General features: G+C 67.9%; 24 protein-coding genes, 1 tRNA gene and 2 pseudogenes. 8 read left to right on the top strand and 19 right to left on the bottom strand.

Translation table 11 applies throughout. The annotated features are described in order from the left end of the window. From C1H66_RS03995 to flgB, 9 genes are all read right to left on the bottom strand, one after another. A partial coding sequence (locus C1H66_RS03995) for a rod-binding protein (protein WP_205738623.1) occupies window positions 1-377 on the bottom strand: 377 nt, incomplete at its 3' end. After that, window positions 377-1,507, bottom strand: coding sequence for a flagellar basal body P-ring protein FlgI (locus C1H66_RS03990; RefSeq protein ID WP_102626612.1), 1,131 nt, complete (start codon window positions 1,505-1,507; stop codon window positions 377-379). The genes C1H66_RS03990 and C1H66_RS03995, both read right to left, overlap by 1 nt. 30 nt (window positions 1,508-1,537) lie before the next feature. Then, window positions 1,538-2,221, bottom strand: coding sequence for a flagellar basal body L-ring protein FlgH (locus C1H66_RS03985; protein ID WP_102626611.1), 684 nt, complete (start codon window positions 2,219-2,221; stop codon window positions 1,538-1,540). 25 nt (window positions 2,222-2,246) lie between these two features. Next, window positions 2,247-3,029 (bottom strand): flagellar basal-body rod protein FlgG, encoded by a 783-nt coding sequence (gene flgG / locus C1H66_RS03980; RefSeq protein WP_102626610.1) that lies wholly within the window; start codon window positions 3,027-3,029, stop codon window positions 2,247-2,249. Between the two features lie 44 nt (window positions 3,030-3,073). Then, entirely contained in the window at window positions 3,074-3,829 is a 756-nt protein-coding gene (locus tag C1H66_RS03975) for a flagellar basal body rod protein FlgF (RefSeq protein ID WP_102626609.1), read from the bottom strand. A 25-nt stretch (window positions 3,830-3,854) separates the two neighbouring features. Continuing rightward, on the bottom strand, window positions 3,855-5,105 hold the full coding sequence (flgE, locus tag C1H66_RS03970) for a flagellar hook protein FlgE (protein ID WP_102626608.1): 1,251 nt from the start codon (window positions 5,103-5,105) through the stop codon (window positions 3,855-3,857). A 53-nt stretch (window positions 5,106-5,158) separates the two neighbouring features. After that, complete coding sequence (locus tag C1H66_RS03965; protein WP_102626607.1) at window positions 5,159-5,851, bottom strand: flagellar hook assembly protein FlgD; 693 nt, start codon at window positions 5,849-5,851, stop codon at window positions 5,159-5,161. 4 nt (window positions 5,852-5,855) lie between these two features. Beyond that, entirely contained in the window at window positions 5,856-6,260 is a 405-nt protein-coding gene (flgC, locus tag C1H66_RS03960) for a flagellar basal body rod protein FlgC (RefSeq protein WP_102626606.1), read from the bottom strand. A gap of 26 nt (window positions 6,261-6,286) precedes the next feature. Further along, the gene (flgB, locus tag C1H66_RS03955; RefSeq protein ID WP_102626605.1) at window positions 6,287-6,700 is read right to left on the bottom strand and encodes a flagellar basal body rod protein FlgB; all 414 of its coding nucleotides are present in this window, start codon (window positions 6,698-6,700) and stop codon (window positions 6,287-6,289) included. A 167-nt stretch (window positions 6,701-6,867) separates the two neighbouring features. Between flgB and flgA the strand changes: the two genes are divergently transcribed. From flgA to C1H66_RS03940, 3 genes are all read left to right on the top strand, one after another. Then, window positions 6,868-7,581, top strand: a complete 714-nt coding sequence (gene flgA, locus C1H66_RS03950; RefSeq protein WP_102626604.1) for a flagellar basal body P-ring formation chaperone FlgA — start codon at window positions 6,868-6,870, stop codon at window positions 7,579-7,581. Window positions 7,582-7,736: 155 nt separating this feature from the next. Beyond that, the gene (gene flgM / locus C1H66_RS03945) at window positions 7,737-8,024 is read left to right on the top strand and encodes a flagellar biosynthesis anti-sigma factor FlgM (RefSeq protein ID WP_102626603.1); all 288 of its coding nucleotides are present in this window, start codon (window positions 7,737-7,739) and stop codon (window positions 8,022-8,024) included. Beyond that, the gene (locus tag C1H66_RS03940) at window positions 8,021-8,470 is read left to right on the top strand and encodes a flagella synthesis protein FlgN (protein WP_102626602.1); all 450 of its coding nucleotides are present in this window, start codon (window positions 8,021-8,023) and stop codon (window positions 8,468-8,470) included. The genes flgM and C1H66_RS03940 overlap by 4 nt, the downstream gene beginning before the upstream one ends. An 8-nt stretch (window positions 8,471-8,478) precedes the next feature. Here the strand turns inward: C1H66_RS03940 and C1H66_RS03935 are convergent, their stop codons facing one another. From C1H66_RS03935 to C1H66_RS03920, 4 genes are all read right to left on the bottom strand, one after another. Further along, the gene (locus tag C1H66_RS03935) at window positions 8,479-10,164 is read right to left on the bottom strand and encodes an EAL domain-containing protein (RefSeq protein WP_102626601.1); all 1,686 of its coding nucleotides are present in this window, start codon (window positions 10,162-10,164) and stop codon (window positions 8,479-8,481) included. A 241-nt stretch (window positions 10,165-10,405) separates the two neighbouring features. Beyond that, window positions 10,406-11,962, bottom strand: a complete 1,557-nt coding sequence (ahpF, locus tag C1H66_RS03930) for an alkyl hydroperoxide reductase subunit F (RefSeq protein ID WP_102626600.1) — start codon at window positions 11,960-11,962, stop codon at window positions 10,406-10,408. 172 nt (window positions 11,963-12,134) lie between these two features. Further along, window positions 12,135-12,698 (bottom strand): alkyl hydroperoxide reductase subunit C, encoded by a 564-nt coding sequence (ahpC, locus tag C1H66_RS03925; RefSeq protein ID WP_102626599.1) that lies wholly within the window; start codon window positions 12,696-12,698, stop codon window positions 12,135-12,137. Between the two features lie 374 nt (window positions 12,699-13,072). Next, window positions 13,073-13,149 (bottom strand) — tRNA-Arg (locus tag C1H66_RS03920). 248 nt (window positions 13,150-13,397) lie between these two features. Here C1H66_RS03920 and C1H66_RS03915 point away from each other — a divergent pair. Beyond that, on the top strand, window positions 13,398-14,297 hold the full coding sequence (locus C1H66_RS03915) for a c-type cytochrome (protein WP_102626598.1): 900 nt from the start codon (window positions 13,398-13,400) through the stop codon (window positions 14,295-14,297). A gap of 112 nt (window positions 14,298-14,409) precedes the next feature. On the opposite strand, the gene rep is transcribed toward C1H66_RS03915, so the two are convergent. The 4 genes from rep to pyrE form a co-directional block, all read right to left on the bottom strand. Next, on the bottom strand, window positions 14,410-16,461 hold the full coding sequence (gene rep / locus C1H66_RS03910) for a DNA helicase Rep (RefSeq protein WP_102626597.1): 2,052 nt from the start codon (window positions 16,459-16,461) through the stop codon (window positions 14,410-14,412). A gap of 3 nt (window positions 16,462-16,464) precedes the next feature. Next, window positions 16,465-16,980 carry a tRNA (uridine(34)/cytosine(34)/5-carboxymethylaminomethyluridine(34)-2'-O)-methyltransferase TrmL gene (trmL, locus tag C1H66_RS03905; protein WP_102626596.1) on the bottom strand — a complete coding sequence of 172 codons (516 nt, stop codon included), beginning with the start codon at window positions 16,978-16,980 and terminating at the stop codon, window positions 16,465-16,467. A gap of 78 nt (window positions 16,981-17,058) precedes the next feature. Beyond that, window positions 17,059-17,619 (bottom strand): YfaZ family outer membrane protein, encoded by a 561-nt coding sequence (locus C1H66_RS03900; protein WP_102626595.1) that lies wholly within the window; start codon window positions 17,617-17,619, stop codon window positions 17,059-17,061. A gap of 45 nt (window positions 17,620-17,664) precedes the next feature. After that, window positions 17,665-18,378 carry an orotate phosphoribosyltransferase gene (gene pyrE, locus C1H66_RS03895; protein WP_102626625.1) on the bottom strand — a complete coding sequence of 238 codons (714 nt, stop codon included), beginning with the start codon at window positions 18,376-18,378 and terminating at the stop codon, window positions 17,665-17,667. Between the two features lie 76 nt (window positions 18,379-18,454). Here pyrE and C1H66_RS03890 point away from each other — a divergent pair, with 76 nt between their 5' ends. Then, entirely contained in the window at window positions 18,455-19,222 is a 768-nt protein-coding gene (locus C1H66_RS03890; protein WP_102626594.1) for an exodeoxyribonuclease III, read from the top strand. 109 nt (window positions 19,223-19,331) lie between these two features. Here the strand turns inward: C1H66_RS03890 and rph are convergent, their stop codons facing one another. Beyond that, window positions 19,332-20,054, bottom strand: coding sequence for a ribonuclease PH (gene rph, locus C1H66_RS03885; RefSeq protein WP_102626593.1), 723 nt, complete (start codon window positions 20,052-20,054; stop codon window positions 19,332-19,334). Window positions 20,055-20,167: 113 nt separating this feature from the next. Here rph and C1H66_RS03880 point away from each other — a divergent pair, with 113 nt between their 5' ends. Then, window positions 20,168-21,031: a YicC/YloC family endoribonuclease gene (locus tag C1H66_RS03880; RefSeq protein ID WP_102626592.1), complete on the top strand. Its 864-nt coding sequence runs from the start codon at window positions 20,168-20,170 to the stop codon at window positions 21,029-21,031. A 95-nt stretch (window positions 21,032-21,126) separates the two neighbouring features. Here the strand turns inward: C1H66_RS03880 and C1H66_RS03875 are convergent. Beyond that, a pseudogene (locus tag C1H66_RS03875) lies at window positions 21,127-21,436 on the bottom strand (transposase); the annotation flags it as partial. Window positions 21,437-21,782: 346 nt separating this feature from the next. Between C1H66_RS03875 and C1H66_RS23150 the strand changes: the two are divergent. Both C1H66_RS23150 and C1H66_RS23465 read left to right on the top strand, forming a co-directional pair. After that, a pseudogene (locus C1H66_RS23150) lies at window positions 21,783-21,900 on the top strand (TAXI family TRAP transporter solute-binding subunit); the annotation flags it as partial. Window positions 21,901-22,095: 195 nt separating this feature from the next. Next, on the top strand, window positions 22,096-24,366 hold the full coding sequence (locus tag C1H66_RS23465) for an NADP-dependent malic enzyme (protein WP_102626590.1): 2,271 nt from the start codon (window positions 22,096-22,098) through the stop codon (window positions 24,364-24,366). Window positions 24,367-24,371 lie beyond the last annotated feature (5 nt).

The following is a 24,371-nucleotide window of genomic DNA, read 5'->3' as shown; positions in this document are numbered from 1 at the left end:
GGCCGCGGCGCGCCACGGGGGATGCCGGCGATCAGCTCGTCGACGGCGCTGCCCGGCTGCCGGCGCGCCGGCACCATGCCGCTGCCCTCGAGCTGGGCCACCAGGCTGTCGGCCAGGCCGATGCCCCGGGACGCCAGGGTCTGGGACCACTGCTGGTCGAGCAATGACTGGTAGAACTCGGTCTGCTTGCTGTCGATCAAGCCGGTGGTGGGCACGGCGTCGCGCATGCTCTTGAGCATCATCTGGATGAACAGCGCCTCGAACTGCTGGACGGCGCCCCGCACCCCGCCGGCGGGGTCCTGGCGGGCGCTGTGCTTGAGGCGGTTGAGGCCCTGCATGTCGAGGGCGAACTGGCCGCCGAGCTCTTCCATGCTCATCAGAGGATCTCCAGGTCGGCGCGCAGCGAGCCGGCGGCCTTGAGGGCCTCGAGGATCGCCATCAGGTCGTCGGGCGTGGCGCCGAGCGCATTCAGCGCGTTGACCACGTCGACCAGGTCGGCGCCCTCCACTACCCGCAGGTAGGCGTCCTGCTGCTGGATCTCGATCTCGGTGTCGGGAATCACCACCGTCTCGCCCTCGCCGAAGGGTGCCGGCTGGCTGACCCCGAACCGGGTGTCGATGACGATGGAGAGGTTGCCGTGGGCCACCGCGGCGCGGTGCAGCGTCACGGCACTGTTCATCACCACCGAGCCGGTACGCGAGTTGAACACCACCTTGGCGGCGGCTTCCATGGGCGTGACCCGGATGTTCTCCACCCGGGCCATGAAACTGACCCGGGAATTGTCGTTGGCCGGCCCGTCCAGCGCGATCACCCGGCCGTTGCGTGCCGCGGCCACCGGGCGCCCGAACTCGTTGTTGATGGCGCTCACCACCCGCTGGGCGGTGCCGAAGTCGGTCTCCTTGAGCTCGAGCTCGAGCAGGCCGCCGTTGGCGCCGAGATCCAGCGCCACCTCGCGCTCGACCATGGCCCCCCCGGCGATGCGCCCGCCGGCCTGCTGGTTGATCTGCACGCTGCTGCCACCGGCGGCGGCTCCCGCGCCGGCCACCAGCAGGTTGCCCTGGGCGATGGCGTAGGTGTCGCCGTCGGCCCCCTTGAGCGGGGTCATCAGCAGGGTGCCGCCGCGCAGGCTGCGGGCGTTGCCGACCGAGGAGACGTTGACGTCGAGCCGCTGGCCGGGGCGCGAGAAGGGCGGCAGGTCGGCGGTGACCATCACCGCCGCCACGTTGCGCAGCTGCATGTTGGTGCCCGGCGGCACGGTGATGCCGAGCTGGGAGAGCATGTTGGAGAGGCTCTGGCCGGTGAAGGGCGCCTGCATGGTCTGGTCGCCGGTACCGTCGAGGCCGACCACCAGGCCGTAGCCCACCAGCACGTTGTCGCGCACCCCGGCGAAGCCGGCGAGTTCGCGGATGCGCTCGGCCTGGGCCGGCAGCGCCAGCAGGGCGGCCAGCAGCAGGACGAGCAGCCGCGTGACGAGGCGCCGGCGCGGCGTCGGTTCGGTCCTGGTCATGTCACGTCGAGACTCCATGCTGCCGACCCGTCAGAAGGGCGAGATATTGAGGAAGATGCGCTGCATCCAGCCCAGGTGCTGCGCCTCGTTGATATAACCGTTGCCCACGTACTCGATGCGCGCATCGGCCACCGAGGTGGAGGGCACGGTGTTCTGGCCGGTGATGGTGCGCGGGTTGACCACCCCCGAGAAGCGGATGAACTCCGCCCCCTGGTTGATGGCGATCTGCTTCTCGCCGCGCACCCGCAGGTTGCCGTTGTGCATCACCTCGAGCACCGAGACGGTGATGGTGCCGGTAAAACTGTTGTTGGCCTCGGAGCCACCGCCGCCGTTGAAGTCACTGGTCCCCGAGAGGTCGAAGCCGATCTCGGCGAGCCGCTCCAGGGCGTCGGGCAGCTGGGCCAGGTCGAGGCTCGCCGAGCCGTTGCGGTTCATGCTGGACTGCGAGTTCTTGCTGGCGCTGACCTGCTCGTCGAGCACGATGGTCAGGATGTCGCCGACCATGCGCGGGCGCCGATCCTCGAACAGCGGCTGGACGCCCCGGTGGGCCTGGTAGATCGAGCCGTTGGCCAGCCGTGGCGGTGGCTCGGCGATGGTGATCTTCTCCTGCTCGCCGACCACCGACGCCCGGGGCACCTGGGCACAGCCGCCCAGGGCCAGCATTGCCAGCGCCAGCAGCAGCATCGCCGGCCGCAGAGAAATCCACCGTCTCATCGCGTTCACTCCCGGCCGCCAGGCCTTACAGCTGCGCCAGGCGCGCCAGCATCTCGTCGCTGGTCTGTACCGCCTTGCTGTTGATCTCGTAGGCCCGCTGCGTCTGGATCATGCTGACCATCTCCTCCACCACGTTGACGTTGGAGGTCTCCACGTACTCGTGGAACAGCCGCCCCGCGCCGTTCATGCCCGGCATCGATTCGTTGCGCGGGCCCGAGGAGGTGGTCTCCAGGTAGAGGTTGCCGCCGATGCTCTCGAGCCCGGTCGGGTTGACGAAGGTGGAGAGGGTGATCTGCCCCACCTGCATCGACTGGGTGGTCCCCGGCTGGGTCACCGAGACGATGCCGTCCTCGCCGACCGAGACCGAGAGGGCGTTGTCGGGGATGATGATCGCCGGCTCCAGCGGGTAGCCGTTGGCGGTGACCATCTGCCCGTTCTCGTCGAGCTGGAAACTGCCGTCGCGGGTATAGGCGGTGGAGCCGTCGGGCATCAGCACCTGGAAGAAGCCGCTGCCGTTGATCGCCAGGTCGCGGGAGTTGCCGGTGTGCTCGAGGCCGCCCTGGGTATGCAGCCGCTCGGTGGCCACCGGGCGCACGCCGGTACCGACCTGCATGCCGGATGGCAACCGGTTCTGCACGTCGTTCTGGGCGCCGGGCTGGCGCAGGTTCTGGTAGAGCAGGTCCTCGAACACCGCCCGGGAGCGCTTGAAGCCGTTGGTGCTGACGTTGGCCAGGTTGTTGGAGATGACGTCCAGCTTGACCTGCTGGGATTCCAGGCCGGTCTTGGCCGTCCAGAGTGACTTGATCATGTCGGGTGTTCCTCTTGCTCGGGCATCAGCCCTGGAGAGAGCCCTCAGCCCTGTAAGGAGAGCAGGTTGTTGGCGCGCTGGGCGTTCTCGTCGGCGGTGCCGATGACCTTCATCTGCATCTCGTAGCGGCGGGCCACGTCGATCATCGCGACCATGGCCTCGATGGCGCCGACGTTGCTGCCCTCCAGGGCGCCGCTGGCGACCCTGGCATTCTCGTCGGCGGGCAGCGCCGCCACTGCGCCTTCCGGTCCCGGCGCCGGGCGGAACAGGCCGTCCTCGCCGCGCCGCAGTGCCGCGTCGGGAGTGACCAGCTTGAGGCGACCGACATCCACCAGGGCGTTGGGATCCTCGCCAGGGCCGATGGCGCTCAGCGTGCCGTCGGCGCCTACCGAGACACGCGAGCCCAGCGGCACGATGATCGGCCCCCCCTCGCCCAGCACCGGACGCCCGACCAGCGTGACCAGGCCATCGCCGTCCACCTGCAGGTCGCCACGGCGGGTGTAGGCCTCGCCACCGTCCGGGGCCTGCACGGCGAGCCAGGCATCGCCCTCGAGCGCCACGTCGAGCTCGCGCCCCGTGCGCATGACCGGCCCCTGGGAGAAGTCCGAGCCCGGCGTGCTGGCCGCCACCGACGTGCGGGTGGCCAGCGCCGCTTCGCCCTGCACCGGCACGGCGCGCATGGCATGCAGCTGGGCACGGAAGCCGGCGGTGTCGACGTTGGCCAGGTTGTGGCTGACCACCGACTGCTGGTCCATGCTCTGCTTGGCGCCGCTCATGGCGGTGTAGAGAATGCGATCCATGGTTCAGGCTCCCGGGTCAGGCGCCTCAGCGCAGGTTGATGGCGGTCTGCAGGAGCTCGTCCTGGGTCTTGATGGTCTGGGAATTGGCCTGGTAGGCGCGCTGGGAGACGATCATGTCGACCAGTTGCTTGGCCATGTCGACGTTGGAGGTCTCGATGGCCCCCGACTCGATGCTGCCCAGCAGCCCGGTCCCCGGTGCGCCCAGCAGTTCCTGGCCTGAGGCATTGGAGGCGCTCCAGCCGTTGTCACCCGCCGGGTTCAGCCCCTCGGGGTTGCGGAAGTAGGCCAGGGCGATCTGGCCCGCCGGGCGCGACTGCTCGTTGGCGTAGTTGCGCATGATGGTGCCGTCGTTCCGGATGGTGATGCCGACCAGGGCGCCGGAGGTATAGCCGTCCTGGGTCAGGGCGCTGGTGGTGGAGCCGTTGCCGAACTGGGTGGAGCCGGCGATGTTGAGCCCGAAGTCCAGCGGGGCAGGATCACCGCCCAGCTGTGCCTGGCTGAAAGCGATCCGGGGCACGCCATCCACCACGTTCGCCCCGGCCACGGCGCCCAGGGTGCCGTTGTTGTTGAAGGCAACGCCGAAGTCATTGGCGGCATCGTAGTAACCGTCCATCACCACCCTGGCATCCCAGGCGTTGGAGCCGGCCTTCTCGTAGTAGACGGTGATATTGCGCGGATTGCCCAGCGAGTCGTAGACGGTGAAGTTGTTGGAGTAGTGGTACGCGAAGTCCTCGTTGCTGTCGGGGTCGGCAATGTCGTTGCGCACCGTCACTTCGCTGGTGTCTTCCCCCACCACCATCCGCGAATCCAGATTGAAGGTGGTGGCCACGTTGGTGGTGGCGCTGGCCGGCATCTCGTCGGCGGCGACGTTGAGCACCTGGGGCTGGCCGCCGGTCTGCACCTGGCCCTGGGCATTGAGGCCGTAGCCCATGATCCGCGCCCCGTTGGCGTTCTCGAGGAAGCCATCCGGCGTCATGCTGAGCTGGCCGTTGCGGGAGTAGACGATCTCGCCGCCCTGCTCGAAGCGGTAGAAGCCCTGGCCCGAGATGGCCAGGTCGAGGTTGCGGTTGGTGGCCTCGAGATTGCCCTCGCTGAAGTCCTGCAGCACCGCCGAGACCCGGGTGCCGAGGCCGACCCTGGAGTTGGCGAAGACATCGGCGAACTGGCTGCTCGCCCCCTTGAAGCCCACGGTCTGGGAGTTGGCGATGTTGTTGCCCAGCACACCCAGGCTGGACTTGGCGGCATTCAGGCCGCTCAGTGCTTGTGAAAAGCTCATCTCTGGTTCCTCTGCCTACCGGCTTGTCTTGGTGGTGGTGCTGCGGATGCGGATCACAGGATCTGCCTGACCTGATCGAGGGTGACCTGGCCATAGACGGCCCCCAGGTCGAGGCGCACGCCGCCGTCGTCATCGGGCGGGGTCACCCCGCCGACCACGGCATAGTTGAGGGTCTCGGCCTTCAGGGAGTCGTCTCCCCGGGTGGCCTCGACGCTCACCCGGTAGGCCCCCGGAACGGCGGTGTCGCCCTCGCGGGTCTTGCCGTCCCAGGTGAAGGACTCCACCCCGGCACCCACCGGGCCGACGTCGTAGCGGTTGATCACCTGGCCGTCACTGCCGTGGATGGTCACCCGCACGTTGTCGGCGGATTCGCCGAGATCGATGCCGAAGGGCGTGGTATGAGCCGCCTCCTCGTCATCCGTCTCGAGCAGGATCCGGTCGCCCGGCACCAGCACTCCCTGGCCGATCAGCCCGGTGGCCTGCAGGGTCTGGCCGGCATCGATCTGGCTGGTGATGCCGCTCAGGGTCTCGTTGAGCTTCTCGATCCCGCTGACGGTGTTGATCTGGGCCAGCTGGGACGTCATCTCATGGTTCTCCATGGGATTGAGCGGGTCCTGGTTCTCCAACTGGGTGATCAGCAGGGTCATGAAGTTGTCGCGCAGCTCGGCCGACTGACGGGCATTGGCCTCCGCGGCCGAGCCGGCGTTGACGGTATTGAGAACGTTGCTACCGATCGGCGATGTCATGGGGTCAGCCCTCGCCCAGGGTCAGGGTCTTCAGCATCATCTGCTTGCTGGTGTTCATGACCTCGACGTTGGCCTGATAGGAGCGCGACGCGGAGATCATGTTGACCATCTCGTGCACCGGCTCGACGTTGGGCATGGTCACGTAGCCCTGGTCATCGGCGAGCGGGTGCTCGGGGCGATACTCCAGGCGCATCGGCGAGGGATCCTCGACCACCTCGCGCACGCCGACGCCGCCGATCCCCCGGGCGGCGGCGCGGCTCTCGAACATCACCTGCTTGGCACGGTAGGCCTCGCCGCCCGGCCCGGCCACGCTGTCGGCATTGGCGAGGTTGCTGGCGGTGACGTTCATGCGCTGCGACTGGGCGCTCATCGCCGAGCCGGCGATATCGAACACGGAAAACATCGACATGGCGAAAACTCCTGATCGTTAGCGGATCATTCGGGCTGCATGGCCGTCTTGAGGCCCTGGATGCGGCTGTTGAGGATGGTCAGACCGGCCTGGTAGCGCACCGAATTGTCGGCGAACTGGGTGCGCTCGCGATCCATGTCCACGGTATTGCCGTCGAGACTGGGCTGGTCGGGCACGCGGTAGAGCAGGCCGTTGCCGGCCGGTGCGCCCCCCTGGCCGGCGATATGCCGCTCGGCGGTGCGCGCGAGCGCCAGCCCCTCGCCACCGCTGGGTCCGTGCGCCACGGCCTTCTTCAGCTCGCTGGCGAAGTCCATGTCCCGCGCCTTGTAGCCCGGCGTATCGGCGTTGGCGATGTTGCTGGCCAGCACCTTGTGGCGCTGCTGTCGCAGACCCAGGGCCTGCTGATGGAAGTTGAAGGCGGCTTCGAGCTGATCGATCACGACGGCGCTCTCCCTGAATACGGAATTCGTTGACGATGGAGAATAGCCAGCCCGGCGTCATCCCAAAGGGACGAACAGCCCCGCATTCCGGGTCCATTTCGACTCTTTCGTCGGCGACCGCCTCGCTAGAATGCTCCTGGCGTCCCCCCGACCCTCGCGAGCACACCATGATCGATGCCACCACCCGCCGCCCCTCCCGCCTTTCCACGAGGCTGCTCGGTGCCTGCCTGGCGCTGGCCTTGCTGCTTGCCCATCGGCCGACCCTGGCGGACGACGCCCTGACGGCCGGGGTGCATGCCTTCCTCTACGAGCAGGCGCAGGCTCATGGCGAGGAGGTGGTCATCGAGGTGCGTCCGCCTTCCGCCCGCCTGCCGGCCTGCGAGACACCGCGGCCCTTCCTGACCCATGCCTCCCAGCCGGTGCTCGGCAGGGTCTCGGTGGGGGTGCGTTGCGGGGCCGAGGGCCGGCAGGTGCGCTACCTGCAGGCGGAAGTGGGGGTGATCGGCGACTACCCGGTCGCGGCCCGCGAGATCGCGCCCGGCACCGCCATCACCGCCGACCTGCTGGAGACCCGCCGCGGCGACCTGAGCCGGCTGCCGCGTCAGGCGGTGCTCGACGAGGCGGCGGTGCTCGGCCAGGTCGCCCGTCGTGCGCTGGCCGCCGGCTCGCCGTTGCAGGCCCATCAGTTCCAGGCTCGCGCCCTGGTCGAACGCGGCCAGAAAGTGACGGTCGAAGCGCAAGGACCGAGCTTTCGCGTGACCCGCGAAGGCGAGGCGCTGGAGCCCGGCGGCGAAGGCGAGCGGGTGAGGGTGCGCTTCACCAACCGCGAGCTGGTCACCGCCACGGTCGTCGGTGACGCCCGGCTCGCCGTGGACTTCTGAGCCTCCCTTGGCTAGGCTGCCAGCCACGGCGCCGGCAGGCCTAAAGTTTCCGGCGAGGCCGCCGATAGTCCGGTCAAGCACCCAGCAACCCGCTTGCGGGACTCATTTCCTGGGCTCACTTCCTGGACAAAGGCACCGGTCACGAGGCAACCATCTTGAAGATCGACAACCAGAACCCGCCGATCCGCCCCGGTCAGACGCAGCAGCGCGACGAGACCCAGAAGGTCAAGGGCCCGAACCCGGCGAGCGGCCAGGATGCCGGTCCGGCGGCGACGACCCACCTGAGCCGACATGCGGCCGACGGCAGCCAGGACATCGACACCGCGCGGGTCGAGGAGATTCGCGAGGCGATCCGCGAGGGGCGCCTGGAGATTCGCGCCGACCGGATCGCCGATGGCCTGATCGCCAATGTGCGCGAGATGCTGGGGAAAGACGAGGCATGAGCCTGGCACGACTGCTGAACGACCAGCAGGCGCGGCTCGCCAGCCTCGTCGTGCTGCTCGAGGAAGAGCTCGAGGCGCTCACCGTCGGGCAGATCGATGGCAACCGGCTGGCACGGATCGCGGCCGAGAAGCAGGCCCTGCTGGCCGAGCTCGAGCGCATGGAGCAGCTGCGCCGCCAGGTCCAGCGGCGCCTGGGCTATCGCGACGGCCACCAGGGCGCCCGAGAAGCGGCCAGTGACGCCGATTGCCTGGCGGGCTGGGAGGCCACCCTCGACGCGACCGAGCGCGCCGACCGCCTCAATGGCCTGGCCGGCCAGTTGCTGGCCATGCGCCTGTCGCACAACCAGCGCATGCTCGATTTCATCCATGCGGTGTCGGAGAAGACCCTCTACGACCCCCGCGGCCGCACCGGCCGCCAGCCGGGGCGACTCAACGCCTCGGCCTGATCGCCCCGTCACGCCTGCGCCGCGTGCCAGGTCGCCAGCTCGGCGACACCCAACGGTGGCGAGAAGAGATTGCCCTGCATCGCGGCGAAATCCAGCCCGCGAACGGCCTCCAGCTGAGCCCGGGTCTCGACGCCCACCACCACGGCCTGCACCCCCAGCGCCGCCAGGCATGATGCCAGCGCCCCCAGGGTGCGATCGGCATTGGGACGGCGGCCCAGCCCGCTCACCAGCCGGCGGCTGACCTTGGCCCGGCCGACCGGCAACGCCGAGAGCTGGAAGAGGTCGAGGGGATCGCAGCCCAGTTCGTCGGCCACCAGGCGGACACCCAGCGACCCGAGTCGCTTGAGCAGGTGGGCATGGGTCTCGCCCCTGGCCATCAGGCCGGCACCTTCGATCTCCAGCGAGAGCCAGGAGAGATCCTCCGCCTGCTGGCGCAGGAAGTGATCCAGCGGACGACTGTCGAAGACCGACTGCTCCAGCATCGCCACGTCGAGGTTCACCGATACCCCGAGGGAGGCCAGCGTCGAGCCCTCCTCCCGCCACTGGCGATGCTGGAGGATGACCCGCTCCAGGACCCAGCGATCCAGCCGGATCAGTTGGCCCATCGCGGCGGCCTCGGGCAGGAAGTCACCAGGATGCAGCAAGCCGCGGCGCGGGTGCTGCCAGCGTACCAGTGCCTCCAGCCCCTGGCAGGTCCCGCCGAGGGGGCCGACCTGGGGCTGGTAGACGATGTGGAAGTGCTTGCCCGGCGCCAGCAACGCCTCGAGGAGCTGGCGACGGAAGGCCTCCTGCTCCTCGAGGTGGCGCCGCAGACGGACATCGAAGAAATCGTGGCGACCGGGCCCCGCCTTGCCGGCCCGGGACAACGCCTCTGCGGCCCGGGCCATCAACGCCTCGTCATCCTCACCGTCCTCGGGATAGCGGGCGATGCCGATGGAGGTGGTCAACAGCAGTGGCCGGTCGGCGGCATCGAAGGGGGCATCCATCGCCTCGAGAAAGCGCTGGGCGGCGACCTGGAGACTCTGCGGCGAGACCGGATGTTCGATCAGCACCCCCCAGCGGGCCCAGCCAAGGCGCGCCACGCTGTCCTCGCCCCGGAAGGTCTGTTCGATACGCCGGGACACCTGGTGCTCCAGTCCGCGGGCAACCACCGGCCCGACGCGCCCGGGCAACGCCTCGTGGCCGTCGAGTTCGATCAACAGCAGGGCAAGCCCCTGGTCGAGGCGATCGGCCCGCTCCATGGCGTGGACAAGGCGATCCTGGAACAGCCAGACGCTGGCCAGGCCGGTGAGGGCGTCCCCCGCCATGGCTTCGTCAAGCGCCGCCAGGGTCAGCAATCTCGACTTCCCGTCGTCCAGCGGCTGCACGATGACCAGCAGCTCACGGGCGACGCCCGCGGGGTCATCGAGCTCGAGCGTATGCCATGCCGACGACGCCTCGTCTGCGTCGCCCGCCAGCGCCACCGGCAGCAGCTCACCGATCGACCGGCCGCGCATGGCCTTGAGCGACCGCCCTGTCAGGGCGCAGAACCGCAGGTTGGCGATCTGGAGCAGGCCACGCCCATCGACCACGGCCAGGCCCACTGGCGCTCGCTCGAAGGCCAGTGCCGACTGCCCCATCGGGTGAGCGGCAACGCGACCGCCGGGGGGCGGCGAAGAGGGGCCTGATGGCGGCCCGGAGGCGTCGACGGCCATGGTGATCTCCTGGAATAGCTGGTGGCATCCGGGTTTATCTGAAAACTGCCTCCTTTCGTCGACCTTTCAGATACAGCCTAACTGTACATAGTTTCGGCCTCGACAGGGGAAACTTGACGATGCCTTGCATCTTTTCCCGGCGTGGATCAACTCGCCCCGAACGACGGCGCCCCCGCCGGTGTGGCCGGAGGGGGCGCCGTGACTGTGGTGGCCACCATGGCGGCCACAAGCCGGGGTGTCGTCAGCTTCGAATGAGATGATCGAAGGCGCCCAGCGCGGCCCTGGAGCCCTCGCCCATGGCGATGACGATCTGCTTGTAGGGTACGGTGGTGACGTCGCCGGCGGCGAAGATACCGGGTACCGAGGTCATGCCGCGCTCGTCGGTGATGATCTCGCCGCGCTCGGAGAGTTCCACCGGAGAGCCCTCGAGCCACTCGGTGTTGGGCACCAGGCCGATCTGCACGAAGACACCCTCGAGGTCGAGCCGGTGGCGCTCGCCGCTGGCGCGTTCCTCGTAGGTCAGGCCGTTGACGCGGGTACCGTCGCCGTTCACCTCGGTGGTCTTCGCACCGGTGATGACCTCGACATTGGGCAGGCTCTTGAGCTTCTTCTGCAGCACCGCATCGGCGCGCAATTCGTCCATGAACTCGATCAGGGTGACCTCGGCGACCAGGCCGGCCAGGTCGATGGCCGCCTCGACACCGGAGTTGCCGCCACCGATCACCGCCACCCGCTTGCCCTTGAACAGCGGGCCGTCGCAGTGCGGGCAGTAGGCCACGCCGCGGTTGCGGTACTCGGCCTCGCCGGGCACGCCCAGCTCGCGCCAGCGGGCACCGGTGGCCAGGATCAGGGTCCTGCTCGACAGCGTGGCGCCGGATGCGAACTGCACCCGGTGCTCGCCGCCGGGCCGGGCGGCCGGCACCAGCGCGACCGCACGCTGCAGGTTCATGATATCGACGTCGTACTGCTTGACGTGCTCCTCCAGCGCCGCGGCCAGCTTGGGCCCCTCGGTCTGCTGCACGGAGATGAAGTTCTCGATCGCCAGGGTGTCGAGCACCTGGCCGCCGAAACGCTCGGCGGCGACACCGGTGCGGATGCCCTTGCGCGCCGCATAGACGGCCGCCGCGGCGCCGGCCGGGCCACCGCCCACCACCAGCACGTCGAAGGCGGTCTTGTCGTTGAGCCTGGCGGCCTCGCGCTTGGCGGCACCGGTATCGACCCTGGCCAGGATCTGCTCGAGGCTCATGCGGCCCTGGTCGAAGGGCTCGCCGTTGAGGTAGATGCTCGGCACCGACATCACCTGGCGCTCTTCCACCTCGTCCTGGAACAACGCGCCGTCGATGGCGACGTGATGGACGTCGGGGTTGAGGATTGCCATCAGGTTCAGCGCCTGCACCACGTCCGGGCAGTTCTGGCAGGAGAGCGAGAAGTAGGTCTCGAAACGCAGCTCGCCCTCGAGGCCCTTGATCTGGTCGATCACCTCGTCGCTTGCCTTGGGCGGATGACCGCCGACCTGCAGCAGCGCCAGCACCAGGGAGGTGAACTCATGGCCCATGGGGATGCCGGCGAAGGCCAGGCCGGTCTCTTCCCCCGGGCGGTTGAGCGCGAACGACGGCTTGCGCGGATCGGTGCCGTCGGTACGCAGGGAAATCCTGTCGGTCAGGCCGACGATGTCGGTGAGCAGACTGTGCAGCTCTTCAGACTTGGCGCCGTCATCGAGGGAGGCGACGATCTCGAACGGCTGGGTGACCTTTTCCAGATAGGCTTTGAGCTGGCTTTTCAGATTGTCGTCCAACATGACAGCGGTTTCCTTCATGTTCGGGTGTCAAACGTCACGACCTGCCCATGACGACCACCGGAGGGGTGTCGCGCAGACGGCATCGGGACTCGAAACGGGTACCCGGGCGGAAGCCGCCCGGGTAGAGGACGGGCGAGGCCGGGGGGCGGCCTCGCGGCGGGTCGTCGATCGCTTAGATCTTGCCGACCAGGTCCAGGGAAGGAGCCAGGGTGGCTTCGCCTTCCTTCCACTTGGCGGGGCAGACCTCGTTCGGGTTGGCAGCCACGTACTGGGCGGCCTTGACCTTGCGCAGCAGTTCCTCGGCGTTGCGGCCGATGTTGCCGGCGTTGATCTCGACGATCTGGATCTTGCCTTCCGGGTCGATCACGAAGGTGCCGCGCTCGGCCAGGCCGGCTTCCTCGATCAGCACTTCGAAGTTGCGCGAGATGGCCAGGGTCGGGTCGGCCAGCATCGGGTACTGGATCTTGTTGATGGTCTCGGAGCTGTCGTGCCACGCCTTGTGGGTGAAGTGGGTGTCGGTGGAGACGCCGTAGACCTCGACGCCCAGCTTCTTGAACTCCTCGTAGTTGTCTGCCAGGTCACCCAGCTCGGTGGGGCAGACGAAGGTGAAGTCGGCCGGATAGAAGAAGAAAACGTTCCACTTGCCCTTCAGGCTCGCTTCGGTGACGTCGATGAACTCGCCATTGTGGAAGGCGGTGGCTTTGAACGGCTTGACTTCGGTATTGATCAGGGACATCGCGTGGATCACTCCTTGATGGGTGGGGGGTGGATCAGGATACGGGGGCCATGGTAGCCCCTTTTGGCCGATGGGCTAAATTGAATGGCGGCATGGAGACGATAGGTGGCGCCTATGCCACGCCATTCCCTGGCACGAGACCGCTTCCAGGGAACGCGCCCCGGCGGCCCTCGGGGCGGCGCCCCGCGAAGCCATCGAACCTATCAGCCGGCCACCAGGAAATCCAGCCCCGGCGCCACGCGGCCGGCCTTCTGGAGCCGCACCTCCCTCGCCTCCGCCCGCCTCCGTGGTGAGCAGACACCGGGTGGCAGTTCCGGTACCCCTTGCAACGAAGAAGGGCCTGCGATCTCTCGCAGGCCCTTCTTGCCTATGTCTGGCGCGCCCGGCAGGACTTGAACCTGCGACCCTCGGCTTCGGAGGCCGATACTCTATCCAGCTGAGCTACGGGCGCTTGTCGCCCGCGACGGCGTCATCGGGCGGTCCACATCCTACCCGGCTGCCCCACTCCTGTCCAGCGAGAGCCTCGTGATAGCCGGGGGCTTACGGCCAAAGACGTTGGCCGCGGCATTTTCCAGCCGAAAGCGTTGCCGGTATACTGTCGCCCATTGTGCGCGCCAGGACGTCCCCCGGCTGTCGTGATGCCGTTCGCGACGTCGCCACGGGCAGATTCGATTACAGGACCGTCAAGAGGTGGTGAGAGTGAAATCCAGCAAGCTGATCATGGGGGGCCTTGCCGCCCTCGGCCTGACCGCAGGCATGGCCTCCGCCCAGGCCGAGGTAGACCGTGACGCCATCGCCGAGCGTCTCACGCCGGTGGGCCAGCTGTGCCTGCAGGGCGAGGAGTGTGGCACCGCAGCCGCCGCCAGCGAGAATGGCGATGCCGCCGCGGGCGGAGCCGATGGCGAGGCCATCTATAACCGGGTCTGCATGGCGTGCCACGAGAGCGGTGCCGCCGGCGCCCCGGTGCGCGGCGATACCGATGCCTGGGCCGAGCGCGTCGACCAGGGCTTCGACACCCTGCTGGACCACTCCATCAACGGTATCGGTGCCATGCCGGCCCGCGGCGGCAACCCCAACCTCTCCGACGAGGAGATGGAAGCCGTCACCGCCTACCTGCTGGAGCCGGTGATGGACGTGCCAGATGTTGCGGCAGAGCAAGCCCCTGCGGATGAGGCCGCCGACGACGAAGGCACCGCTCAGGACGCAGCGGCAGCCGACGAAGAAGCCGCGACCGACGACGACGCAGCGGCAGCCGCTGATGAAGAGGCCGCCACCGACGACGACGCAGCCGCTGATGAAGAAGCCGCCACCGACGACGACGCAGCCGCTGATGAAGAGGCCGCCGGCGGCGACGCCGATATCGACGGTGAGGCCATCTACAACCAGGCGTGCATGGCGTGCCACATGACCGGTGCCGCCGGTGCTCCGCGCCTGGGCGAAGCCGGCGAGTGGGAAGGTCGTATCGATCAGGACATGGCCACCCTCTATGACCATGCCATCAACGGCATCGGTGCCATGCCGCCGAAGGGGGGCAATACCAGCCTCTCCGACGACGAGGTTCGCGCCGCCGTGGATTTCCTGGTCGAATCGGTGCGCTGAGCCGTCGACAACGCAACGAACAGCGGGGCGCCAACTGGCGCCCCGCTTGCGTTTTGGCCCGGTGCAACCCGGTCGCGAACCCGGAACGCACCGAGGAACCACCGGACAGCCGTCATCCCAGTAGCGAGCGCAGCCCGGCGATAGCATCCTGGCCCCGGGCCTGCTTCTTGTCCGGGTCCTCCTTGTCGGCGCGCCCTTCCCAGTCGAGATCATCGGCGGGCAGCTCGTCGAGGAAACGGCTCGGCGCACAGTCCATCAGTTCGCCGTAGGCCCTGCGCTGTCGCGCCAGGGTCAGGGTCAGGGTCTGCCGGGCCCGGGTGATGCCCACATAGGCCAGGCGGCGCTCCTCCTCGACGGTGCCGGCCTCGATGGCGTTGCGGTGGGGCAGCAGCTCCTCCTCGAGCCCCATCAGGTAGACGTGGGGAAACTCCAGCCCCTTGGAGGCGTGCATGGTGAGCAGTTGCACCCGGTCGGAGTCGTCCTCCTCGGCCTGCTGCTCGAGGATGTCGCGCAGCACCAGGCGCGCGATGGCGGCCTCGACGCCCTCGGTCTCGGTCTCCTCGCTGGCCGTGGTCTCTTCCGGCTCGCGCTGCATCGACTTCTCGAGCTGGTCGATCAGGATCCAGACGTTGGCCATGCGCCGCTCGGCGATGGTCGGGGCGCTGGCGTTCTGGTACAGCCAGGCCTCGTAATCCATCTCGCGCAGCATGTCGCGGATGGCGGCGATGGCATCGCCCCGATCCATGCGCCGGCGCACGCCATCGATGAAGTGGGTGAAGCGCGACAGCCGTTCCACGGCCCGCGTGGGCAGCAACTGCTCCAGGCCCAGCTCGTGGCAGGCGGCGAACAGCGAGATCCCGCGCTCGGTGGCGTAGTTGGCGAGCTTCTCCAGGGTACCGGGGCCGATCTCACGGCGCGGCACGTTGACGATGCGCAGGAAGGCGTTGTCGTCGGCCGGGTTGATCAGCAGCCGCAGGTAGGCCATAGCGTCCTTGATCTCGTTGCGCGAGAAGAAGGAGGTACCGCCGGAGAGCTTGTAGGGGATCTGGTAGTGCTGCAGCTTGAGCTCGAGCAGCCGCGCCTGGAAGTTGCCGCGGTAGAGCACCGCGAAGTCGCGCCACTCGGCGCGCTCCTTGATGCGCCGGGTGAGGATCTCGCTGGCCACCCGCTCGGCCTCGGCCTCCTCGTGGCGGTTGACCACCACGCGGATCGCCGCGCCCTGCCCCATCTCCGACCACAGGGTCTTCTCGTAGACGTGGGGGTTGTTGGCAATCAGGGTGTTGGCGGCGCGCAGGATGGTACCGGTGGAGCGGTAGTTCTGTTCCAGCTTGATCACGTTGAGCCGCGGGAAGTCCTCGCCCAGGGTCACCAGGTTCTCCGGCCGGGCACCGCGCCAGGCGTAGATCGACTGGTCGTCGTCGCCGACCACGGTGAAGGTCTTGCGCTCGCCCATCAGCAGCTGGACCAGCTGGTACTGGCTGACGTTGGTGTCCTGGTACTCGTCCACCAGCATGTAGTGGATCTTGCGCCGCCAGCGGGCGAGCGCCTCCGGATCGTCGCGCAGCAGCACCACCGGCAACAGGATCAGGTCGTCGAAGTCGACGGCGTTGTAGGCCTTGAGGTGGCGGCCGTAGGCCTCGAAGACCCTCGCCGCGTACTGCTCGTCGTCGTCCGCGGCATGGGAGAGCGCCTGGCCGGGCAGGATCAGGTCGTTCTTCCACTGGGAGATCTGGTGCTGGACCCGGTTGATCTGGTCGGCATCGACCTGGGCGTCCTTGTTCATCAGGTCGCGCAGCAGCGCCTTGGCGTCCTCGGGGTCGAACAGCGAGAAACCGGGCTTGTAGCCCAGGGCCTTGAGCTCGGCGCGAATGATGTTGAGGCCCAGGGTATGGAAGGTCGAGACGGTCAGGCCGTGCCCCTCGCGCCCCTTGAGCATCTGGCCCACCCGCTCCTTCATCTCGCGGGCCGCCTTGTTGGTGAAGGTCACGGCGGCGATCCGCCGCGCGCTCATGCCGCACTCCTGCACCAGGTAGGCGATCTTGGTGGTGATCACGCTGGTCTTGCCCGAGCCGGCGCCGGCCAGCACCAGGCAGGGGCCATCGATATAGCGCACCGCTTCCTGCTGGCGGGGGTTCAACTTGGCCAGGCGCTGCTTGATCGACATCGCTTACTCCTTCGGGGTGCCGAGGTTCCCGGGGGGCACCAGGCCGGCCCCCGGCAGGCCGGCCCCCCTGAATCCCAGCTGGCGCCAGGCCTCGAAGACGATCACCGCGCAGGCGTTGGAGAGGTTCAGGCTGCGGCTATCGGGCAGCATGGGAATGCGCAGGCGCCGGGATTCCGGCAGGGCGTCGAGCATCGCCTGGGGCAGGCCGCGGGTCTCGGGGCCGAACACCAGGGCATCGCCCTCTCGATAGGCCGGCTCATGATAGCCGGTCCGCCCCCGTGTCGATACGGCGAACACCCGCTCGGGCGCCACCGCCTCGAGAAAGGCGCGCCAGTCGGGGTGTGTCGTCACCCGGGCCCACTCGTGGTAGTCGAGCCCGGCACGCCGCAGGCGCCGGTCGTCGAGCTCGAAGCCCAGCGGCTCGATCAAGTGCAGGCGGAAGCCGGTGTTGGCGCACAGGCGGATCAGGTTGCCGGTGTTGGGGGCGATCTCCGGCTGGTAGAGGACGATATCGAGCATGAAACTCCCGCTGGGTGGCCCTTACCCGCAACGCAGTCGGGCCCCATCCGGGGCCCGACACCGACGGCACGGGGCGGCTCAGAAAGAGAGACGCACGCCCAGCAGCGGGCCGCTGTCCAGGGTGCGCGAGCCGCCATCGTTGTCGAAATCGGCACGCAGGGCCCGGTAGCCGACATAGCCGTCGACGTTGGGAGTGAAGGCATAGCGGGCGCGCACTCCCAGTTCGTAGCCGTCATTCAGGTCACGGGTACTGACCGCGCTCGGGGTGTAGAAGCCGTAGCCCCCCAGCGACAGCGCCGGCATGGCAGGCACATAGGCATAGCCGTAGCCGCCGAGGCCCAGGCCGCCGCCGTCGCCATGGTCGGTGTCGAACTGGGTCCAGCGGGCACCCACGCCGATATCGTAGTCGGCGTTGCGCTCCACGCCGAGCAGCTGGGCATGGAAGGCCGTGGCATCGCCACGGTCGTCGCTGTCGATCACGCCCCCCCCCAGGGAGATACCGTCGGTCAGCTCGCCGGCCGCCTCGAACTGCACGGCGTCCTGGCCGAGGTTCAGGTCCAGGGTGGCGGTCTGGGCCTGGGACAGGGATACGGCGCCCAGCAGCATCGCCCCGACGATGGTGATGATGACCCGTCTCATGTCACTCTCCTTGTCCGCCCCTTGGGCATCACTGCTGTGCTGCGGTCAGCCGACCCGCACACCATAGCGCGCGCGATAGTCACGAATGGCCGCCGCATGATCCCGGAGATCATCGCCTGCATGCTGTTCAAGATAGGCCAGGACCATGTCCAGCGTCACGATACTGATCACCGGCATGCCGAAGTTGGCCTCGACCTCCTGGATGGCGCTCTGCGCGCCATTGCCGCGCTCCTGGCGGTCCAGGGCGATGACCACGCCGGCGGCCCGGGCGCCGGCGGCCTCGATCAGCCCCATCACCTCACGGATGGCGGTGCCGGCGGTGATCACGTCATCGATGATCAGGATGCGGCCCTCGAGCTCGGCGCCGACGATGCTGCCACCCTCGCCGTGGGCCTTGGCCTCCTTGCGGTTGAAGGCGTAGGGCAGGTCACGATCATGGTGATCGGCCAGGGCCACGGCGGTGGTAGCCGCCAGCGGAATGCCCTTGTAGGCGGGGCCGAACAGCACATCGACCGCCAGGCCGCTGTCGGCGATGGCCCGGGCATAGAAACGGCCGAGGCGAGCCAGCGCCCGGCCGGTGCGGAACAGCCCCGCGTTGAAGAAGTAGGGGCTGACCCGGCCCGACTTCAGGGTGAACTCGCCGAAGCGCAGCACCCCCTGCTCGATGGCGAACTCGATGAACTCTCGCTGGTAGGCTTGCAACTCGCCGTTCTGCTGCCTGGGCACGCCGGAACTCTCCCCCTCGGCCTCTCTTATCATGTTCATGGGCAAAGGCCATTTACCCAAACGTCGAAACGTCGGGTATCATACACGCGCGACGCAAAAGGGACCATGTATGAAAATCGCCACCATCAATGTCAACGGCATCCGGGAGGCGGTCGGTCGGGGCTTTCTCGACTGGCTGGCCGACCAGGATGCCGATGTCGTCTGCGTACAGAACCTCAAGGCCAAGAGCTTCGAGCTGGACGACAGCATCCTCTACCCGGAAGGCTACGAGGGCTACTTCCTCGACGCCGAGCAGGACGGCTTCTCCGGCGTGGGGCTCTACTGCCGCAAGATCCCCAAGGCCATCATGTACGGCCTGGGCTTCCCGCAGTGCGACCACGAAGGCCGCTTCCTGCAGGCCGACTACGACCGTTTCAGCATCGCCAGCTTCCTGATGCCCGACGGCAGCGATCCGAACGCCAAGCTGACCTTCATGGCCCAGTACCAGGAGTACCTGGCCAAGATGGCCCGCAAGCGCCGGGAATACATCATCTGCGGCACCTGGCACATCGCCCACAAGACCATCGACCTGGCCAACTGGGCGGACCACCAGACCACCCCCGGCTTCAGGCCCGAGGAGCGTGCCTGGATGGACCAGGTGTTCGGCCCCACCGGCTTCATCGACACCTTCCGCGAGATCAACCGCGATGCCGGCGAGTACACCTGGTGGCCGGCACTCGACCAGGACCAGCCGCGCTCACGCCAGGAGGGCTGGCGCATCGACTATCAGGTGGTGGGCCCCAACTTCCGCCGCCATGTGGTCGACGCCTGGATCGACCATGACGCCACCTTCTCCGAGTTCGCCCCGCTGATCGTCGAGTACGACCTGACGCTCTGATCGCGCCCTTCGTCGCCGCTCCGGCCCGTCCGGAACGCAACACGCCGGCCCAGGGGCCGGCGTGTTGCGTTTGCAAAAAGTGGCGCCGGGCCATGCCGGTCGTCCCGGCTCAGAGACGAATCCCCAGCGCCTCGCGCTGATGGGCGAACAGCTCGTTGCCGGCCTTCTCGGCCAGATCGAGCATGGCGTCGAGTTCGGCCCGGGAGAAGGTGCCCGCCTCGGCGGTGCCCTGCACCTCGATCATCCCGCCGCTCTCGGCCATCACCACGTTCATGTCGGTGTCGGCACCGCTGTCCTCGGGGTAGTCGAGGTCGACCACCGGCACGCCCTTGAAGATGCCCACCGAGACCGAGCTGACCAGTTGCTTGAAGGGGTCGCCCTTGATCTTCTTCTCGCGCTGCAGGTAGCGGATGGCATCGATCAGCGCCACGCAACCACCGGTGATCGAGGCGGTGCGGGTACCGCCGTCGGCCTGGATCACGTCGCAGTCCACGGTGATGGTGAACTCGCCGAGCTTCTTGAGGTTCACCGCCGCCCGCAGCGAGCGGCCGATCAGCCGCTGGATCTCCAGGGTGCGCCCGCCCTGCTTGCCGCGCGCCGCCTCGCGCCCGCCACGGGTGTGGGTGGCACGGGGCAGCATGCCGTATTCGGCAGTGACCCAGCCCTGGCCCTTGCCGCGTAGCCAGCGCGGCACCCCGGCCTCGACGCTGGCGTTGCACAGCACCCGGGTATCGCCGAACTCCACCAGCACCGACCCCTCGGCGTGGCGGGTATAGTCGCGGGTCAGGCGGATCTCGCGGGGCTGGTCGGGCTGTCGTCCACTGGGGCGCATAGAACCTCTCGTCGTTCGATTGAGCATCACGGCCGCTGCCGGCCTGGGGGCGCCATTCTACACCCTTAATCGGGTACACTGGTGCCCCACGCCGCGATGCAACAGGAGTTCCCATGGCTCACAGCATGACCGCCTTCGCCCGCCTGAGCCGGGAAGCCGACTGGGGCAGCCTGCAACTGGAGCTGCGCTCGGTGAACCAGCGCTACCTGGACCCCCACTTCCGGCTGCCGGAGAGCCTGCGCGACCTGGAGCCGCCCTTCCGCGAGGCGCTGCGCTCGCGCCTGGCCCGCGGCAAGGTGGAGTGCACCCTGCGCTTCGAGCCGGCCAGCAGCGCGGCGACCCTGGCCGTCAGCCGCGAACGGCTCGAGGCTCTCGCCGCGGCCCTGGGCGAGGTGCGCGGCGTGGTGAGCGAGGCCCCGATGCCCGACGCCCTGGCACTGCTCGACCACCCCGGCGTGCTCGACGCCCGGGGCCCGGACCTCGAGACCGTCAAGGCCGAGGCCACCGCGCTGTTCCACGCCGCCCTCGACGACCTGGTCGCCGGTCGCGCCCGCGAGGGCGACAAGCTGGCGGTCCTGATCCGCGAGCGGCTGGTGGCGGTGAACGCCCAGGTGGCCGAGGTTCGCCGGCTGATGCCGGAGATCCTCGAGCGCCAGCGCGCCCAGCTGCTGGAGCGCCTCGAGACGGTCAAGGCCGACCTCGAGCCCCAGCGGCTCGAGGCCGAGCTGGTGCTGCTGGCCCAGAAGGCCGACGTCGACGAGGAACTCGACCGCCTGGCGACCCATGTCGCCGAGGTCGAACGTCAGTTGGGCCAGCAGGGCCCGGTGGGGCGGCGCCTCGACTTCCTGATGCAGGAGCTCAACCGCGAGGCCAACACCCTCTCCTCCAAGGCGGTGGTCGCCAGTACCACGCGCTGCGCGGTGGAGCTCAAGGTGCTGATCGAGCAGATGCGCGAGCAGATCCAGAACATAGAGTGATCTCCACGCTCCTCCACACAAGGCCATAAGCTATTGTTTTCTATGTACCATAAGACGAAGCTTGTCTATGGTTATCCACGATGATCCGAAGTGGTGTAGAGAAGAAAGCCCCCAATCTGACTATTGTCGATACGGCCGGCGGTGCCACTGACTGGCGTTGCACACCGGCCGAGTGCAGACCTTTCTTGATAAAGCCGGTGTCGTCCAGGACCAGGACACCTTCAGGCGGGCCCAGCGTAGCGATGGGCCTTTGGCGGAGGAGATCGCGTGCCGCCACCGCATCCCAGCGGGCACGATCCAACAACAGGTACTGCACCCCATCCGGGATGCATCCCCGAGCCACTCGGCGAGATGCCAGCCATTCTTTCGTTCGCACTGGCTGAGCAGTCCCTGAAGGTAGGGTATCCAGTTACGGCTGTAGTACGAGACGCTGTGCGGAAACCCACACAGCGCAATATCTGCCCCGTGCGGGATTCCAGCCCACCCCCGCCCACCATGCTTCGACCAAGGTCGAATGACGCTATCACAACCATGTGAAATACCAGACATTTTAATAAGAAGGCATGGCCATTGCCTTGTGATGAGCGTTGATGCCACCCCGGCCTGGCTCACGGCAGATCCCGCAACCGGTGACCATACTGGGGCGACGCATGCCCCCGGGGCACGATCGCCCGGGCATTTCACAAGCGCACAACCGCCTAGCAGGAGAGACGTCATTCGCAACGCAACCTCTCGGCTCCTCGCCGGCTCCCTGCTTCGCCGCCTCGGCCTCGGCCCAGTCGGACCGCAGCGACTGGCCCGAGAGCTTCACCGCGGACACCGCCCACCAGGGCGGCACCTACGTCGTCTATGGCTCCGGCTGGGCCAACCTGACCGGGTGCCGTGCGCTGGTACGAGGAGAACGGTTACGAGATCCCGGAAGACCTGAAGCTGTAAGCCGTTGACCCGATCGGCTGCCCCGCACCGCACCACGAGAGGCCGGTCTGGCAGCAGTTCGAGAAGGCGATCGGCAGCGGTCATCGATGCCGCTGTCGCCGCGAGTGAAAGCGAGCGAGGAAAAGCACATGGCAGACGATTTGCGCGACAGCGCCTTGAAGTACCATCGATTCCCCCGCCCCGGCAAGCTGGCGATCCAGGCGATCAAGCCCATGGCCAGCCAGCGGGATCTGTCGCTGGCCTATTCGCCCGGGGTGGCCGCGGCCTGCGAGGAGATCGAACGTGATCCCCTGATGGCGGCCGAGTACACCGCCCGCGGTAACCTGGTGGCCGTGATCAGCAACGGCACGGCGGTGCTGGGACTGGGTGCCATCGGCGCCCTGGCCTCCAAGCCGGTGATGGAAGGCAAGGCCGTGCTGTTCAAGAAGTTCGCCGACGTGGACGTGTTCGACATCGAGATCGAGGAGCGCGACCCGGACAAGCTGATCGAGATCATCGCCGGCCTGGAGGCCACCTTCGGCGGCATCAACCTGGAAGACATCAAGGCACCGGAATGCTTCGAGATCGAACGGCGCCTGCGCGAGCGGATGAAGATCCCGGTCTTCCACGACGACCAGCATGGTACCGCCATCGTCTCGGGGGCCGCCCTGCTCAACGGCCTGCGGGTGGTGGGCAAGGAGATCGGCGACATCCGCCTGGTCTGCAACGGCGCTGGCTCCGCTGCCCTGGCCTGTCTGGACCTGGCGGTGTCCCTGGGGGTCCGCAAGGAGAACATCCTGGTCTGTGACCGCAGCGGCGTGATCCACACCGACCGTAACGAGGACATGGATCCCTACAAGGCGCGCTATGCGGCCCGGACCGAGGCCCGCACCCTGGCCGATGCCGTCAACGGGGCCGACGTCTTCTTCGGCCTCTCGGCCGGGGGCGCCCTCAAGCCGGAGATGGTGGCGACCATGGCCGAGCGCCCCCTGATCCTGGCCATGGCCAACCCCACCCCGGAAATCATGCCGGAGGACGCCAAGGCGGTACGCCCGGATGCGGTGATCGCCACCGGGCGCTCGGACTACCCCAACCAGGTCAACAACGTCCTGTGCTTCCCGTTCATCTTCCGCGGCGCCCTGGACTGCGGCGCCACCACCATCAACGAGGAGATGAAGCTGGCCACCGTCAAGGCCATCGCCGACATGGCGACCACCACGGTGCCGGAAACGGTGGCGGTGGCCTATGGCGGACAGGCGCTGACCTTCGGCCCGGAGTACATTCTGCCCAAACCCTTCGACCCGCGCCTGATCGACACCATCCCGCCGGCGGTGGCCAAGGCCGCCATGGACAGCGGTGTGGCCGCGCGCCCCATCGCCGACCTGGACGCCTACACCCGCTCGCTGTCACGCCTGGTCTACCGCTCCGGCAACGTGATGGAGCCGGTGTTCGAGCGAGCACGACAGAATCCCCTCCGCCTGCTGTACGCCGAGGGCGAGGACGAGCGCGTCCTCCGCGCCATGGAGGTCTGTGTCACTCAGGGCTATGCCAAACCCCTGTTGATCGGCCGCCGTGCAGTCATCGAGGCCCGCATCGAGGAGTTGGGGCTGCCGGTGACGCCCGGTGTCGATTTCGAGCTGATCGACGCCCAGGACTATCCCGACTACGCCGAACTGGCCAGCGAGTACCACCAGCTGATGGGACGGCGTGGTGTCCATCCGGAGGCCGCCGAGAAGCGCGTCCGCAGCCGGGCCACCATCCTGGCCTCGCTGCTGCTGCGCCGGGGCGATGTGGACGCCATGATCGCCGGCCCGGTGGGCACCTACCACGAGCACCTGGACCAGGTACTGGACGTCATCGGCCTGCGCGAGGACGTCAGCACGCCTGCCGCCCTGCAGCTGCTGATCCTCGAACGGACCACCCTGTTCATCGCCGACCCCTTCGTCAATTACGACCCCGATGCCGGTCAGATCGCCGAGATCACCCTGCTGGCCGCGGAACAGATTCGCCGCTTCGGCATCACGCCCCGGGCCGCCCTGGTCTCCCACTCGAACTTCGGCAGCTCCGACTTCGGCAGCGCGGAGAAGATGCGCCAGGCGCTGGCGCTGATCCGGGAGCGCGCACCGGATCTGATAGTGGACGGCGAGATGCAGGCCGACTCGGCGCTGTCCACCGGCGTGCGCGGGCGCATCCTGCCCGACTCGCTGCTCGACGGCGAGGCCAACCTGTTGATCATGCCCAACCTGGACGCGGCGAACATCGCCTTTACCGCCCTGAAGGTGCTGGGCAACGGCGTGTCCGTGGGCCCCATCCTGCTGGGGGCCGCCAAGCCGGTTCATGTGCTCAACCGCACGGTCACCGCACGGGGTATCGCCAACATGAGCGCCTTCGCCGTGGTCGAGGCACAGACCGATCAATAACTAGA

Origin of the sequence: Halomonas heilongjiangensis, from assembly GCF_002879645.1 — a bacterium.
In the GTDB taxonomy this organism is placed as follows: Bacteria; Pseudomonadota; Gammaproteobacteria; order Pseudomonadales; family Halomonadaceae; genus Halomonas; species Halomonas heilongjiangensis.
This window is presented reverse-complemented; position numbering and strand designations above follow the sequence as displayed.

Coding starts and splice junctions, on each gene's coding strand:
- ahpF (WP_102626600.1), bottom strand. CDS start 11,962: ATGTTGGACGACAATCTGAAAAGCCAGCTCAAAGCCTATCTGGAAAAG.
- C1H66_RS03975 (WP_102626609.1), bottom strand. CDS start 3,829: ATGGATCGCATTCTCTACACCGCCATGAGCGGCGCCAAGCAGAGCATG.
- flgA (WP_102626604.1), top strand. CDS start 6,868: ATGATCGATGCCACCACCCGCCGCCCCTCCCGCCTTTCCACGAGGCTG.
- flgC (WP_102626606.1), bottom strand. CDS start 6,260: ATGTCGATGTTTTCCGTGTTCGATATCGCCGGCTCGGCGATGAGCGCC.
- C1H66_RS03985 (WP_102626611.1), bottom strand. CDS start 2,221: ATGAGACGGTGGATTTCTCTGCGGCCGGCGATGCTGCTGCTGGCGCTG.
- flgG (WP_102626610.1), bottom strand. CDS start 3,029: ATGATCAAGTCACTCTGGACGGCCAAGACCGGCCTGGAATCCCAGCAG.
- rph (WP_102626593.1), bottom strand. CDS start 20,054: ATGCGCCCCAGTGGACGACAGCCCGACCAGCCCCGCGAGATCCGCCTG.
- C1H66_RS03990 (WP_102626612.1), bottom strand. CDS start 1,507: ATGACCAGGACCGAACCGACGCCGCGCCGGCGCCTCGTCACGCGGCTG.
- ahpC (WP_102626599.1), bottom strand. CDS start 12,698: ATGTCCCTGATCAATACCGAAGTCAAGCCGTTCAAAGCCACCGCCTTC.
- C1H66_RS03965 (WP_102626607.1), bottom strand. CDS start 5,851: ATGACATCGCCGATCGGTAGCAACGTTCTCAATACCGTCAACGCCGGC.
- flgE (WP_102626608.1), bottom strand. CDS start 5,105: ATGAGCTTTTCACAAGCACTGAGCGGCCTGAATGCCGCCAAGTCCAGC.
- C1H66_RS03940 (WP_102626602.1), top strand. CDS start 8,021: ATGAGCCTGGCACGACTGCTGAACGACCAGCAGGCGCGGCTCGCCAGC.
- rep (WP_102626597.1), bottom strand. CDS start 16,461: ATGTCGATCAAGCAGCGCCTGGCCAAGTTGAACCCCCGCCAGCAGGAA.
- pyrE (WP_102626625.1), bottom strand. CDS start 18,378: ATGATAAGAGAGGCCGAGGGGGAGAGTTCCGGCGTGCCCAGGCAGCAG.
- C1H66_RS03880 (WP_102626592.1), top strand. CDS start 20,168: ATGGCTCACAGCATGACCGCCTTCGCCCGCCTGAGCCGGGAAGCCGAC.
- C1H66_RS03900 (WP_102626595.1), bottom strand. CDS start 17,619: ATGAGACGGGTCATCATCACCATCGTCGGGGCGATGCTGCTGGGCGCC.
- C1H66_RS03890 (WP_102626594.1), top strand. CDS start 18,455: ATGAAAATCGCCACCATCAATGTCAACGGCATCCGGGAGGCGGTCGGT.
- C1H66_RS23465 (WP_102626590.1), top strand. CDS start 22,096: ATGGCAGACGATTTGCGCGACAGCGCCTTGAAGTACCATCGATTCCCC.
- C1H66_RS03935 (WP_102626601.1), bottom strand. CDS start 10,164: ATGGCCGTCGACGCCTCCGGGCCGCCATCAGGCCCCTCTTCGCCGCCC.
- trmL (WP_102626596.1), bottom strand. CDS start 16,980: ATGCTCGATATCGTCCTCTACCAGCCGGAGATCGCCCCCAACACCGGC.